This window comes from Candidatus Eisenbacteria bacterium (genome assembly GCA_018831195.1).
Taxonomy (GTDB): domain Bacteria; phylum Eisenbacteria; class RBG-16-71-46; order CAIMUX01; family JAHJDP01; genus JAHJDP01.
On the sequence record JAHJDP010000023.1, the window covers coordinates 1 to 12,963 of the forward strand.

The 12,963-nt window shown below is 53.8% G+C and carries 12 protein-coding genes; 9 read left to right on the forward strand and 3 right to left on the reverse strand.

Features of this window, described 5'->3' with window-relative positions:
* Positions 1 to 271: hypothetical protein (locus KJ970_03630; protein ID MBU2689992.1), on the forward strand; the 271-nt coding region annotated here is incomplete at its 5' end.
* Between the two features lie 309 nt (positions 272 to 580).
* On the opposite strand, the gene KJ970_03635 is transcribed toward KJ970_03630, so the two are convergent.
* From KJ970_03635 to KJ970_03645, 3 genes are read right to left on the reverse strand one after another with little or no spacing between them, the layout of a single operon-like run.
* Positions 581 to 1,207 (reverse strand): hypothetical protein, encoded by a 627-nt coding sequence (locus tag KJ970_03635; GenBank protein MBU2689993.1) that lies wholly within the window; start codon positions 1,205 to 1,207, stop codon positions 581 to 583.
* Positions 1,208 to 1,210: 3 nt separating this feature from the next.
* Positions 1,211 to 1,669: a hypothetical protein gene (locus KJ970_03640; GenBank protein ID MBU2689994.1), complete on the reverse strand. Its 459-nt coding sequence runs from the start codon at positions 1,667 to 1,669 to the stop codon at positions 1,211 to 1,213.
* A gap of 37 nt (positions 1,670 to 1,706) precedes the next feature.
* The gene (locus tag KJ970_03645; protein MBU2689995.1) at positions 1,707 to 1,904 is read right to left on the reverse strand and encodes a helix-turn-helix domain-containing protein; all 198 of its coding nucleotides are present in this window, start codon (positions 1,902 to 1,904) and stop codon (positions 1,707 to 1,709) included.
* A 215-nt stretch (positions 1,905 to 2,119) separates the two neighbouring features.
* Here KJ970_03645 and KJ970_03650 point away from each other — a divergent pair, with 215 nt between their 5' ends.
* From KJ970_03650 to KJ970_03685, 8 genes are all read left to right on the forward strand, one after another.
* Positions 2,120 to 2,410, forward strand: a complete 291-nt coding sequence (locus KJ970_03650; protein ID MBU2689996.1) for a toll/interleukin-1 receptor domain-containing protein — start codon at positions 2,120 to 2,122, stop codon at positions 2,408 to 2,410.
* Positions 2,411 to 2,747: 337 nt separating this feature from the next.
* Positions 2,748 to 3,350, forward strand: coding sequence for a tyrosine-type recombinase/integrase (locus KJ970_03655; protein ID MBU2689997.1), 603 nt, complete (start codon positions 2,748 to 2,750; stop codon positions 3,348 to 3,350).
* 232 nt (positions 3,351 to 3,582) lie between these two features.
* Positions 3,583 to 4,638 carry a DPP IV N-terminal domain-containing protein gene (locus KJ970_03660; protein MBU2689998.1) on the forward strand — a complete coding sequence of 352 codons (1,056 nt, stop codon included), beginning with the start codon at positions 3,583 to 3,585 and terminating at the stop codon, positions 4,636 to 4,638.
* A gap of 165 nt (positions 4,639 to 4,803) precedes the next feature.
* A complete protein-coding gene (locus KJ970_03665; protein ID MBU2689999.1) occupies positions 4,804 to 5,433 on the forward strand; it encodes a hypothetical protein in 630 nt (209 codons plus the stop codon).
* A 401-nt stretch (positions 5,434 to 5,834) separates the two neighbouring features.
* Positions 5,835 to 6,500 (forward strand): hypothetical protein, encoded by a 666-nt coding sequence (locus KJ970_03670; GenBank protein ID MBU2690000.1) that lies wholly within the window; start codon positions 5,835 to 5,837, stop codon positions 6,498 to 6,500.
* Between the two features lie 15 nt (positions 6,501 to 6,515).
* Positions 6,516 to 9,650, forward strand: a complete 3,135-nt coding sequence (locus KJ970_03675) for a type IV secretion system DNA-binding domain-containing protein (protein ID MBU2690001.1) — start codon at positions 6,516 to 6,518, stop codon at positions 9,648 to 9,650.
* A 16-nt stretch (positions 9,651 to 9,666) separates the two neighbouring features.
* Entirely contained in the window at positions 9,667 to 10,380 is a 714-nt protein-coding gene (locus KJ970_03680) for a hypothetical protein (protein MBU2690002.1), read from the forward strand.
* Positions 10,381 to 11,568: 1,188 nt separating this feature from the next.
* Entirely contained in the window at positions 11,569 to 12,774 is a 1,206-nt protein-coding gene (locus KJ970_03685) for a 2'-deoxycytidine 5'-triphosphate deaminase (GenBank protein MBU2690003.1), read from the forward strand.
* Positions 12,775 to 12,963: the final 189 nt, after the last annotated feature.

The window sequence follows — 12,963 nt, forward strand, 5'->3', positions numbered from 1 at the left end:
CTACGAAATCTCCGATCGAGTCCGGGCAACGAGAGCCGGAGGGATCGGGGCTGTTCATATGATGGTTCACCGCTTGGGATTGGAGGATCGGATCAATGAAGCTCTTCCCTTGTTCAAAGTCAATCTACCCTATCATGAGTCAGATCATGTTCTGAATATTGCCTATAACATCTTGGCCGGCGGGACGAAGTTGGAGGATATTGAGTGTTTGCGCCGCGAATTGAGACCGATGACTTCATCCGGCCGTTCATCCCTTATCGTCTCGAGTTGAAGCCGCGTGAAGTTCTCCTGCCGTGGCTTTCGCAACTGTACAAACACAATGCGGACAACGACGAGCCACGAGCAAGTACCCGCTGACGAGCTTATGACTCGTGCCCAACAGGTCTCCGTTCCTGGCCTTGATTGACGGGGTCGGTTTGCACAGATAGAACCACTCTAGCCACTGCGCCCTTTGGGAAAAAGGTGCGGTCGATCTTAACCAATCGGGCACTTAGAAACCTTCTCGGGAAAGAAAAGAGGCCGCTCCAGTAAGGAGCGACCTGTGAACTACGGCATACGCAATGGTTCCGTATGCTATGCCCTAGACGAAACGTGAGCGAATAGGTGCCATTTGTCTAAGCCGCTGTGCCTGTGGTGATCCAGACTTGCCCAAATAGACCATGTCGTTGGTCAGCAGATCAGCAATCTCACTCACGCGCCGCTTCGCTTCTCTCCAGATTGTTGAACGCTCAGGAGAACAATTATCAACCTCACCTTTAAGGCGAGAGAGGTAGATAATGGGCCAGAAGACAGTCGCCTGAACACCTTCTAGAAACAGGAAGCGAACGAGCCGATGCTGCACCACCTGATAGACGCGCAAGAATTCCTTACGGACCTCCGGATCCTTGATCTCACCAATAACTTCTAGTAATTGGTGTCGTCGAGGGCCGCGTCGGTAAAAGAATGCGAACAGGAAAAACTCAGCTACGTTCAACATATGCGCTGTGCGTATCATCCCGTTGAGGGAATCCCGCATCTGCTGGTAGGCGGGTAGTTCATACGGCAATCCATGCTGCCACATGTAGTCAAATAGCTGATCCCGAATGGTGAAGATGTCTTCCCTGAAATCGTCGACTCGGGTTCGGCGGTACAGAAATGAGTACGCGAACCAGGCCACTCCGACCCACAGGAAAAACTGAATGACCTGGACATATTGAGTCTCGGTCATGACTTATTTCTCCTTCCTTTTCCGTTTCCAACCGGAGTCTTTGGGCTTCCGCCCCGCCGGCTGCGGCTCCCTGGGCCGGGGGTATTCCTCTAAACCGCTCGATGTCCGATCTGGATCCTTCTCCTTCTCTAATTCCTCGACTCGCATGTGCTCGCGGGCCACTGCTTTCTTGCGAACTCTCCGCTCACGTGCCCACAAGCCTCCGAAGGCGGCTGCTAGGGCAGCGGGTAAGACCACATGGAGCTTGAGGTTAGTTATAATGTTGAACATGATCTCGATCACAGTCTGTTTGCCCGCTGTCTCCCGCAGAGATAGTGGAAACACCATGTAGATAATCGCGACCACAACCGCGGCCTTGACCACGAGCCAGATGGTACGAAAAATGAGAACAATGATAGCAAAGCGCCGGTCGTGGTTGGGATCCCACTCCTCATGCCGATTGGGCCCTTTATCGTTCGTCATTGGCCCCCCAGGCAACAGATCTTGACCCAGAAGGCCATTAGGCCACCGGGTGGATTGCGTTCTTGTGCGCTTTAAACTTCTTAATGTCAGCCCCAGTAAATACGTAGTGACCGCTTGAGTCCTTCTTTTTTTTGACCGCCACCTTGCCGGTCTCAATCCAGCGAACAATCGTTGCTGGGTGAACGCCGAGATTCTGCGCGATCTCCTTCAAGCTGTAGATGCTTCGTGAAGCCATACGCAATCCTAGAGTGGTGAAAGGAACACTACAATCTCCCATGGCCTGCTCTACAACTTTGCAGAGCTTTACAGAACTTCACATTTGTTAGTATACCGAGAGTTGTCAATTTGTCAATGGTAAGCCTCTTCCAATATGAAATGAGCCTGAACAGGGACCTGTTTCCAACATGAAATGAGCCTGAAGGAATCCTGGATCCCGTTCATGATGAGGGGATGAAAACCATCATTGAGCACGGCCTCCAATCGTCACGTACCCTGGTATTCATAATCTCGGCCACATCGCTTCGGTCCGATTGGACACTAATGGAGCGAAACACGGCCCTGTTCCGAGATCCGGCAAACCAACAGCGTCGTTTTGTCCCAGTACTGATCGATGATTGCAAACACCAGTTCCCTGACACCCTGCGAAGATTCCGACACATTGACTTACGGCGGATGACGAAGAGAAACTACCAGGAGCTTCTAGAATCATGCCGGACCGCTGAAAAGCGGTGTCGTGATTGACTTGACCACCTTCTGCGACTCCATTCAATCGCCAGGGGAATGGGTTTCTCACATCGTCAGTTGACGTAATTGGATCGCCTCAGTAGAATCTGGGGAGGAAAACGGACTGCGCCTTTTAGTTAAACCATGCGGTTCCAAATTCTTCTTATTCTCAACCTCCATAACCGCCGCGTTTTCAATCGATTGAGACATTTCCCCTCGAGCTCACTTAGGTTAGGCCCTTGTCTTGACGCTCTCGACCATCGTGCTATCCTGAATAATAGCATTAGTTTCAGCACGACTGCACCCTTTAACTACTTCGTGCAGTCCGATCTCATCCTTTAACAAACTCCCCTCTATGCCAAGTCCGAAATACACCCAGCGACTTCCCAAGTATTTGACTCAGAACGACATACGGGCTTTCTTCGGGGTTATTCAGGACCCGCGAGATCGCGCGCTCTTCGCGGTGATCTACCACTACGGCCTGCGGGTCAGCGAAGTGGGCCTCCTCGAACGGGACGACATCGACCTGGAGCGCGGGCGAATCGTCGTCAAGAGGGTGAAGGGGGGCCTCTGGGCGGAAAGACCCCTCTTCTCGGCAACCAGAGCCCTCCTGGAAGTCCACTTCAGCCGGCCGGGGGTCAACGGTCACACGGCCTTGTTTCCGGGACGATTGGATGCGCTTAAGAAGCGCCAGATCCAGGCTCTCTTCGCCCGGTACCGGGATGCCGCGTGCATCCCCCGCCGTTTGACCTGCCACTCGTTGCGGCACGCCATCGCGACGCACCTCCTGGACGCCGGCGTGTCTCTCGAGTTCGTTCAAGACCATCTCGGGCACCGGAGTATCAAGAGCACGAGCATCTACGCACGGATCACGGACCAGCACCGCACGGCGATATTCCGCGAGCTCGAGGCGTCACCGTGGATTGTGCACCCAGGGCACACGGCTTACACGGGGTAGAAGGAGAACAGCCATGAGACAAAAGTTTCGGATGCTAGCGGCTTTCATCGTAGTGTCTTTCGCAGTTGGTGTTGGATGCGGCGGGGACGATGGCGGGACTACTCCCGTCGTGGATGTGAGGCCGCCAGCGGCTGTTTCGGATCTTGCCGGAACAGTCGAAGAAACCTCGGCGACTTTCACGTGGACTGCACCCGGCGATGATGGCATGGCAGGTAGGGCTGCGGTCTACGACATGCGGTACTCGACCAGCCCGCTTACCGAGGAAATTTGGAGCGATGGCGCACAAGTCGTTGATCGCAAGCCAAAGGAAGGTGGATCACTGGAGATTGAGGTCCTCTACCGCCTGCCTGCCGATACGACGCTCTTCTTCGCGCTTAAGACTTCGGATGAGGTACCGAACTGGTCCGGGATCTCGAATGTGGTTGAGATAAGAACGAGATTGCCGCGACTCATCCGCGTAACAACCAGCGACCGCGACGACGGGTCGCCGACGTGGTCTCCCGACAACACGAGAATCGCGTACGCAAGAGGGAGCACTCCCGAAGGCTTCGGGAGATTGAACATCTTCGTGGTTCCATCGGGTGGCGGAGACGAGACGTGGCTGACCGGAGAGCCCTGGGACGACTCCATGCCTTCCTGGTCGCCGACCGGCGAGCGGATCGCGTTCTACTCCGGCCGGGTCAGCGGTTACAACGGTACGAATATCGTGAACGTCGAGACGAGAGAGCTCGGCCACATCACCACGGATCCACCAGCCGACAGTCGCATCGCCTGGTCACCGGACGGAACCAAGATCGCCTATTCCGGTCGTGATCCTGGCAACGGATCGGGGATCTGGGTCGTGTCGGCTGAAGGCGGCAGAGCCACCCGGATCACTCCAGACCCTTCTAATACTTACGGATTCGTCCTCGCTTGGTCACCGGACGGTGAGATGATCGCCTACTCAAGTCCAGGTGATGAGGAGGATGGGGATAGGGACATCTGGGTGATCCCGGCCGCCGGGGGTCAGCCCAGGCGGATAGCGTACTACGTGGGCGATGAAGTACAGCCCACATGGTCCCCCGATGGGAAGTGGATCGCATACACGCGAGTGCTCGGCGGGAACTACGACATCTGGATGATCGCGGTGGACGGTGGCCAAGCCGTTCGGTTGACGACCGATCCAGCGCAAGATGTGCAGCCGGCATGGTCCCCGGACGGAAGTAGGATCGCGTTCTCGTCGAACCGAAGCGGCAACTCGAACATCTGGACTTTGCAGGTGGATCCGTTGAGGACCGATGAGCGATGACACTGCGGGACTTAGTGACCGGAAGTGGTGCGGGCCGGAGGGGTGGTGCCCGGCTGCTCGCAGCCGCGGAGACCGTCACCGTACCGGGTCCCACGGGGGGGATCCGGGGCGAGTCCTCGTGAAGGCCGTCGCAGGGTTTTGGCCAAGACTGCCAAGGAGGAGAACATGAAACGCTACCTGGGAATCCTTGTTATCTGGCTGCTCTTAGGATGCGGCGGGAGTGATCATGAGCCGAGTGGTTCTACCGGACCGAGTGATCCTCCCCCGACCTGTAACTTCCTATTTGATTTCGAATCCGGAATCGAAGGATGGCAGGCGAGCGGGTGGTCGAGAGCGTCGGATGATGCGTACGTCGGTGCCTTCTCCATGACTTCGGCATCGTATACGAGACCCGAACGCCATTGTGGTGAACAGCTGTATTTCTATCCAGATCGCGAACTCATTCTCACTTCCGGCATCGATCTCTCGGAATGTTCGTCGGCGACTATGACCTTTTGGCACAAGCTCCGCGTTCAGAGCATCCGTGGGGTCTCCACTCCTTTCTGCCAATGGGAGGATGGACGAATGCAATGGTGCACCGTGGAGATCAGTCTGAACGGCGATCCGTGGATAACCATCGACTCGTTTGGATTTGATCGAGTCGTCAATGGCTGGACAAAAGTGAGGATACCGCTGGATTCGTACGTGGGACCGGGCTCGAGTAATGTTCGACTCGCGTTCCGGATGGCAGCGGGATACTCGCAATGGACGAACTGCCTCTGGCGCATCGATCGAATCGAGATCGAGGACAGCTGACAGGGATCGGGGGTGTAGTGAGAACTGTCCACTCCGGTGACTCTGGATCGCGGCGGACTGTATGGTGACGGGGTCCCTGCTGGACTGGACGGACTCACCGTAGCACGAGGGGCCGCCCAGGCAAGCGTTCGGTCCGAAGGCAAAAGGGGCTCCTTCAAGCAGAAAGAGTCCTGTCTTCTTCTACAGGCAATTCCCTCGCCCCTCTGTTCACGGGAGGAGAGGTTTACACGTAGACCCAGTCGAGCGGAGGTATGAGATTGCGTTTCTGACCGACAAGAAATCAGATTCTACGCCCCCAGAAGGATTTCTACAGAGCTGAGGCACAACACATCCGGTTGCGTGGACGCAACCGAAAACGTATTCTCATGTGGCGATCTGGACCAATCACGGAAGGAGGCCGCATGCCTGATCCCTTGTTGGCCAACATATTCTCTCATTGGCACAAGCCTTATGACGATTTCGAAACCTCAACCCTTGAATTCTACTCCGCGGTCGAAGCAGCCCTAAAGCGGCGTAGGATTCCCAAGATTGTGACTTCGAGGGTGGATTGGCGGGAGGGCGGCATCGGCACCCCGAAACGAAAATACCTTCGGGTGACTCGGGAGGATATGGCCTTCGATATTTGCGCCGCTCCGTTTGGCACCGGATTCTTTTTCTCATGGTGGCTCGGAACAACCGGTTCCGGCTTTATTCACTGGGTAATTGTGATCCTTCCCTCCCTCGCCTTTCTTCAGTTCGTGCAGAGCAGAGACGCTGGCCATGACTTGTTGGGTTTCCTTGCCTTTTTTATCCTCCTCTCCCCCTTCCTACGACTTGTAGCGCTCGTGAGTCGCAAGTATGGGCCGGGCGTTGATGATGCCGTGGGACGGATTCCGGTGATCGGGTTTCTTTATCGAGCCCTCTTCACTCGTATCACCTACCACAGAATCGACACGATGCTCATGTTCCAGTCTGTCGTCCAATCAGCGGTCTGCGAAGTCATCGACGGTCTGACGAAGGCGAAAGGATTAAGGGTACTTGGGGATGACGAGAAGAAGCCGATTATGCGAGATCTATTCAAACGATAGAGGGAGATCAACAAGGTGACGGATAGGCGTGATGCCTCTCCATGGTTGAAAACTGAGCTGCGGGCGGAATCCTTCTTGCCGACCCAAATGGAACTTCTCACGGCTCAATTCTATATCTGGGAAGTACGCGGAAGAGGTTGGATTGTACACCCCACTCCTGTTGCGCTGGAGCCGCCGTTTGTCCCCTTCCCATTTCATTGGGTGCCAAGGGCTGGTCGAAGAATCGACGATGGGTGCAAACCAACGTTTCTCTCGAAAATCGCCCAACAATTCGACCAACTTGTTCATGGCAGGCAGGACGACTCTTTAACATACAACGATGAGAATCTTATTCTCGAAGAACCCGAACTTGAGACGGATGAGGATGATTCCCCGATTGTAGAACTGCGCCTGTCCGCTCCTCCCATGCTGAAGACTCCGCGCGAAGCCGTGATCCAGTTCCTCTCAAGCCTTCCGGTCGCCGTTCATCCGCTGACGTTTGAAATCGTGGGTCTGTCAGATGTGATCACTGCACAGATCACGGTTCGTGAACCCGACGCACGGTTCATCGAGCAGCAACTAAGAGCGTATTTCCCCGACGTCGTCGTGACTCGCGAGGTCGAGTATCTGCGATCCTGGTGGCACGAAGCCGGGGAAGCGTCAAGCATCATCGTCGACTTCGCCCTCTCCAACGAGTTCATGCTTCCGCTTAAGACATTCAAGGGCTTTGACATTGACCCGCTGATCGCAGTGGTGTCTGCACTCTCCAATCTCCAACTGGGCGAAGTGGGCATCCTTCAGATCATGTTCCAGCCCACGCGTCATCCCTGGGCCGAAAACGTCATGCGGTCCGTGACAGATCATGAAGGCAAAGCCTTCTTTATGGATGCCCCAGAAATCACAAGGGCTGCGAAAGACAAGGTTGCACATCCTCTCTTCGCCGCAGTGATCCGAATCGGGATTAAGAGCTCTTATTTGGACCGCGCATGGGATATCGCTCGGGCGCTCGGGGGGAGTCTGCGGAATCTCGCGAATCCTGCCGGAAACGAACTCATCCCTCTAACAAACGATGGTTACGACAGCGACGAGCATGAAGAGGATCTTCTTCGAAGGCGGACTCGTCGTAGCGGAATGCTTTTAAACTCCGAAGAACTCGTTACATTAGTCCACCCTCCGTCGGCATCTGTAAGAGCGGAGAAATTAAAGCGGCAGGACCGGAAGACGCGCGCCGCCCCAGCCATTGCCACGGGCGACGGGCTCTTGCTCGGCACAAACATCCACGCCGGCCGGTCGACCGAGGTAACTTTATCTGCCGACCAGCGCTCGAAACACTTGTACACGGTGGGTGCTTCTGGTACGGGCAAGTCGACCCTGCTCTTAAACCTCATCATTCAGGATTTGCGAAATGGAGAAGGGATTGCTGTCCTCGACCCACACGGGGACCTGATTGACCGGATCATTGAGCAGGTGCCCGATGAAAGGATCGACGATGTCATTCTGTTCGATCCGGCCGATGCTGACTTCCCTGTCGGATTCAATATCCTTTCGGCCCATTCTGAACTTGAACGGACGCTTCTCTCCTCCGATCTCGTTTCCGTCTTCAGGAGGCTCTCAACCTCCTGGGGGGATCAAATGACCTCGGTACTTGGGAACGCGATCCTGGCGATCCTCGAAAGCAGCCGAGGAGGAACCCTTCTCGATCTCAGGCGGTTCCTGGTGGAGAAACGATTCCGGGAGGAATTCCTAGCGACAGTTCAGGATCCCGATGTTGTTTATTACTGGCGTAAAGAGTTTCCGCTTTTAAAAGGGACACCCCAAGTCTCGATTCTGACGCGACTGGATACATTTCTTCGGCCGAAACTCGTGCGGTACATGGTGGCACAGAAAGATGATCGCCTTGATTTTCGAGGAATGATGGATCAAGGCAAGATCTTCCTTGCCCGGCTTTCCCAGGGAGCTATTGGTGAGGAGAACGCCTTTCTACTCGGAACGCTGCTTGTTTCAAAACTCCAGCAGACCGCAATGAGTCGACAGGAACTCGCCGAAGCGGGCCGTCGTCCCTTCTACCTATACATTGACGAATTCCAGAACTTCATCACGCCGACGATGGAACAGATACTCTCCGGCGCCCGGAAGTACCGGCTGGGTTTGATACTGGCACATCAGGATTTAAGACAGCTTGCCAGCAAGAGTCCCGAGGTTTTGAACTCCGTCATTTCGAACCCATATACGCGAATCTGTTTCCGGGTAGGCGACCAAGACGCCCGAAGACTCGAGGATGGCTTCGCATCATTCGATGCCACCGATCTTCAGAACTTAAGCACGGGTCAGGCGATCTGTCGCACAGAGCGAGCAGAGTTTGACTTCAGCCTTAACACAGCAGGGTTGCCACCTATAGATGCTACGTCTGTTGAGGCGCGCCGAAAGGCGATCGTTGAACAATCCCGAGCGAAGTACGCCAGGAGACGCGATGAGGTCGAAGAGATACTCCGCGCGGCTGCCCCTGAGAACACGCGCGACCTGGGCGTTCCAACGGGCGCAAAGAAACCCTCGGAGACAATTCCTGAACCCATCGTCAGGTCAACTTATAGCGAAACAGAAGCAGCAAAAGCGAGGAAGGCGCCCAATCATGTTCCGGCCCTGTCATTGCCTCCTACCCAAGGACGCGGAGGACGCCAGCACAAGTACCTTCAGGAGCTAGTCAAACGGTGGGCTGGTTCCCGGGATTGGAGGGCAACGATCGAGGAGAAGACCCTTGATGGTCTCGGCAGTGTGGACGTTGCTTTACGGAAAGGCGATCGGTCCGTCGCCTGTGAAATCGCCGTCACGACGGATGCCGAGCACGAAATAGAAAACATCCAGAAATGTCTCGCGGCTGGCTTCGAGCTCATCTTGCTTATCTCATCTGACAAGAAGACGCTGTCCAAAGTGCGGTCTATTGTTTTCTCAGAGTTTGCAGAGGAGAGCCGTGATCGCGTCCACATCTGTACTCCGGAGGACGCATTCGCTTTCCTGGAAAACATCGAGGCAGAGACGGCAGGGTCTAACAAGACAGTTCGGGGATACAAGGTTAATGTGAAATACAAAGCGGTTGGTGAACAGGAGAAGTCGGCCAAGCGACAAGCTGTGTCGCGAGTTATCGCAAAGGCATTTAGTCGTTTGAAAAAGTAGGAAAAGGAGAAAGCGCATGGATACCCGAAGCCGAGATCCCAATGAAATAAAGTCGCGTCTGAGACCAGAATGGATGAATGGCCTTGGCACACTTCTGATCGGGATTGGAGCTCTATTCACGCCGCTCGTCGTCGGTTCCATGACCGCGTCCATCACTAAATCCAACAGCGAAAGCGAAGTGGGTGTGCGAATGATTGAAGTAGCCGTGGATTTGCTGAAGCAGTCTCCGGACTCACTCGGGCGCGATCGTGATAGCAAGGAATGGGCAAGGAAGATAGTCAACAACTACTCTCCCATCCCGCTGCCTGAAGACGCCGTTTTAACAAGCTCGGCTCTGCGTGTAGTGGGCCCAGATCGCGTGATTAATTTCTCACTGACTCCGGACAGTCTCATCGCCGATGTGAACCTCTTTCAGAATCCAGACCAGCCCGTTAATCAATGGAACGCTCCATCTGCACAACCTATGATGACCATCATGGAACCTAACCGCCCTTCGAAGCGAAGGCTCTTCGGACAGTATCTGCTGGGCAATCCACAGTGCGCACGGTTTCTTCTTCCCCGGACAGATCTCGGCAGAAAGCTGCGCATCGTCTTAGAGATGGTTCATCCCGAGATGAAAGATTCTGGATGGCCTGTCCAAGAAATCTCGAATTACTGGCGAAGTGAGGGTCCTAGTCTTCATGTCCAGGTGACTCTGGAGAACGACATCCTGGTCACCAGGCGATGGTAACAGATGGGCTACCGGGCGAATTAAATAGAGGTAGTGAAGGGTGATTCAGAACCCGCATTTATCCACCGGCGAAACCAGGATCCGAGGGGCGTGTTTGGCAAAGACTCAGACATTCCGATCGCCTGGATAGAAGGTGGTCGTACGTTTCTTTCGATAGAGATCTGTCAGGACAAATATGAACGCCCCGCTCCAGCGAATTCTCGGTTTATCATAGCGGGAGGAGGAAATCTCTGGGAACCTCCGTTCAATGGTCCCGAGCTGAAGCGAGGAACTCAGAGAGGTCATGTGTGTGGTGCTCTACTTCGATGGAGTAATTTTCAGGACTTCCAGGTTGTGTGGCACGATCCGACCAATGATTGTGCAGTGGCAGGATGGGTCTGGTCTCCAATCAGGGAACTTTTCAGCGAACGAAGGGGCACCTACTGTGACGACCGGGAAGGGAAATACCATTATCAGGCCAAGCATTGGCCATAAAGAGTCATAATATCACCCCACTCCCTGGCGCTATTGGATCCTGCAGTTTTGTCCAATCGAAGCATGGAACAGATAATTCTATCGGGATGTGATCTGATGCGCACAGGAGCACAAGCAGAACCCACTTCCAAGTTTGTTGGTATCTGGATCTGGGTATCCACCATGGACCATGTAAAGGATGAGAATTCCGATCAGCACGAGCGTCAAGTTTATATGTACGTCGAGATAATAAATACCCTGATTATTGGAGCCTCCTTGGAGTTTTTATGATCTTCTTCCCTGCACCCAGACACTGTTATGTCTAATCTAATAAGGGATTAGAGCTAACGACCCGCAAGATGTCGTTTGGGGCAACGCCTTTGGTTGTGTTGCCTGACGGTATATCCTACACTACTTTGAGTATGGGCTTTTCTGGAATCCCAATTTTTTATTTAGGTCTGCTGACCAGGAATTATGAATAGAATCCGTCTCAGGCAACCATACACCCAGGCGAGGTTCTACAGTACTAAACAAGATATGATGCGAATTCTGATGACAACTAGGAGAACGAGGCAAAGACCTAGCATTCGTGGATGTCATTGATGCAGGCATCATGGAAGTGGTGAAATATAATGCCGAATCTCAAGTATCAAGGCTGAATCTGAAAGTGACTTTAAGTTTACAGATCATGTTCATTTATGGACGAATTTTAACTTGTTTGAGAGGAAACGGATTATGACCACAAACGAGCACCCCTGGCGGGATTGGATCCCAGGTGTATTATCCAAGAATCAAGTTCGTCAGCTCATACGTTGCGGGCATCTTCGGGGTGTTGATGAGGATAGCGAGGCCATCGGCAATGCTTCGTTTGATCTTAGCTTGGCAGATCTAGGTTATGTTTGCATGAGAGGGTCCATTAAGCCGTTCGGCGGTCCATATGAAGAACCGATAAAGCGGGACGGATTAATTGATCGTTTAGAACCTCAACCAGACGGCACATACATCCTTAAAGCCAAACAAACCTACCTTTTCAAGGTTGCGCAGAGACTTTGCATTCCGTCGGAGGCACAAATCTATGGCCAGGCGACAACAAAGAGTTCCATTGGCCGGATGGACGTCCTCGCCCGACTTGTGATTGAACAAATGACTGATTACGACACCTATAGACCTCTTAAAAATGGCCAATCGTTCGGGGATATGTTTCTTGAGATCACTCCGATAACATTTCCGGTACGGGTCCGTCCTGGCCTCGCTCTCACTCAGCTCCGATTGTTCTACGATGACCCCCAGAGTGTAGAGATCCAAAGTAATCAGCTCTATTCCAATATTCTCGCGGCGGATGGAGAAGAAGTCGACGGAACACTATCAGTCGATCTCTCTCCAATTACCGTGTCAGGCGAGGCTGTCTCGGCGTTCTCTGCCCGACCTGTAGAACCAGGCGGTGATCCGCTACCTCTTTGGCAGGAGGAGGATCCTCAACACAGGCTAGATCCGTGCAAGTACTGGCAATTCGAAAGACTGGATCAACAAGGACGCCTCACGATTAAGGAGCGTGACTTCTACATTCTTCGTTCGCGGGAGCACATTGCAGTTCCGAAAGGTATTGCCGTTTACTGCCGGGCATTTGACGAAACCTTCGGTGAGATGCGCATTCACTATGCTGGATTCGTCCATCCACTCTTCGGTCGGGAACGCGCGGATGGGGTACGCGGAACCCCCCTAATATTCGAAGTTCGCGGTCACGACGTGAATGTCAGTCTCCGGAATGGCGAGAAGATGGCCCGGCTAACTTTCTATAGGATGTCAGAGGATGTTGAAAATGCGGACCAATCATACAACGACCAATTACTCCAGCTTTCAAACCGATTTGCACCTTGGCCCGAGTGTATCAAAGTCGATCCAGATGGGAGCGTCCGGCCTGTCAAAGAGGCCGACTCGTAATCTCCAGATTGTCAGACTCACAGCCGATGACGCGATTCGAGAGACTGATTCTCTTCGAGACTTCAAGGTGTTCGCGGGACGAAGCATCGGACACTATCCTTCAATCCAGCCATGGATCTCCACGAAGGTGGTCCCGGGGATCCGAAGGGACACACGAGCAGTGTATGTCGGCTACCTTGACGGTTTGCC

What these genes read in the sequence shown, in the direction of transcription:
- KJ970_03635 (MBU2689993.1), bottom strand. Translation starts at nt 1,207, where the DNA reads ATGACCGAGACTCAATATGTCCAGGTCATTCAGTTTTTCCTGTGGGTC.
- KJ970_03640 (MBU2689994.1), bottom strand. Translation starts at nt 1,669, where the DNA reads ATGACGAACGATAAAGGGCCCAATCGGCATGAGGAGTGGGATCCCAAC.
- KJ970_03645 (MBU2689995.1), bottom strand. Translation starts at nt 1,904, where the DNA reads ATGGCTTCACGAAGCATCTACAGCTTGAAGGAGATCGCGCAGAATCTC.
- KJ970_03650 (MBU2689996.1), top strand. Translation starts at nt 2,120, where the DNA reads ATGAAAACCATCATTGAGCACGGCCTCCAATCGTCACGTACCCTGGTA.
- KJ970_03655 (MBU2689997.1), top strand. Translation starts at nt 2,748, where the DNA reads ATGCCAAGTCCGAAATACACCCAGCGACTTCCCAAGTATTTGACTCAG.
- KJ970_03660 (MBU2689998.1), top strand. Translation starts at nt 3,583, where the DNA reads ATGCGGTACTCGACCAGCCCGCTTACCGAGGAAATTTGGAGCGATGGC.
- KJ970_03665 (MBU2689999.1), top strand. Translation starts at nt 4,804, where the DNA reads ATGAAACGCTACCTGGGAATCCTTGTTATCTGGCTGCTCTTAGGATGC.
- KJ970_03670 (MBU2690000.1), top strand. Translation starts at nt 5,835, where the DNA reads ATGCCTGATCCCTTGTTGGCCAACATATTCTCTCATTGGCACAAGCCT.
- KJ970_03680 (MBU2690002.1), top strand. Translation starts at nt 9,667, where the DNA reads ATGGATACCCGAAGCCGAGATCCCAATGAAATAAAGTCGCGTCTGAGA.
- KJ970_03685 (MBU2690003.1), top strand. Translation starts at nt 11,569, where the DNA reads ATGACCACAAACGAGCACCCCTGGCGGGATTGGATCCCAGGTGTATTA.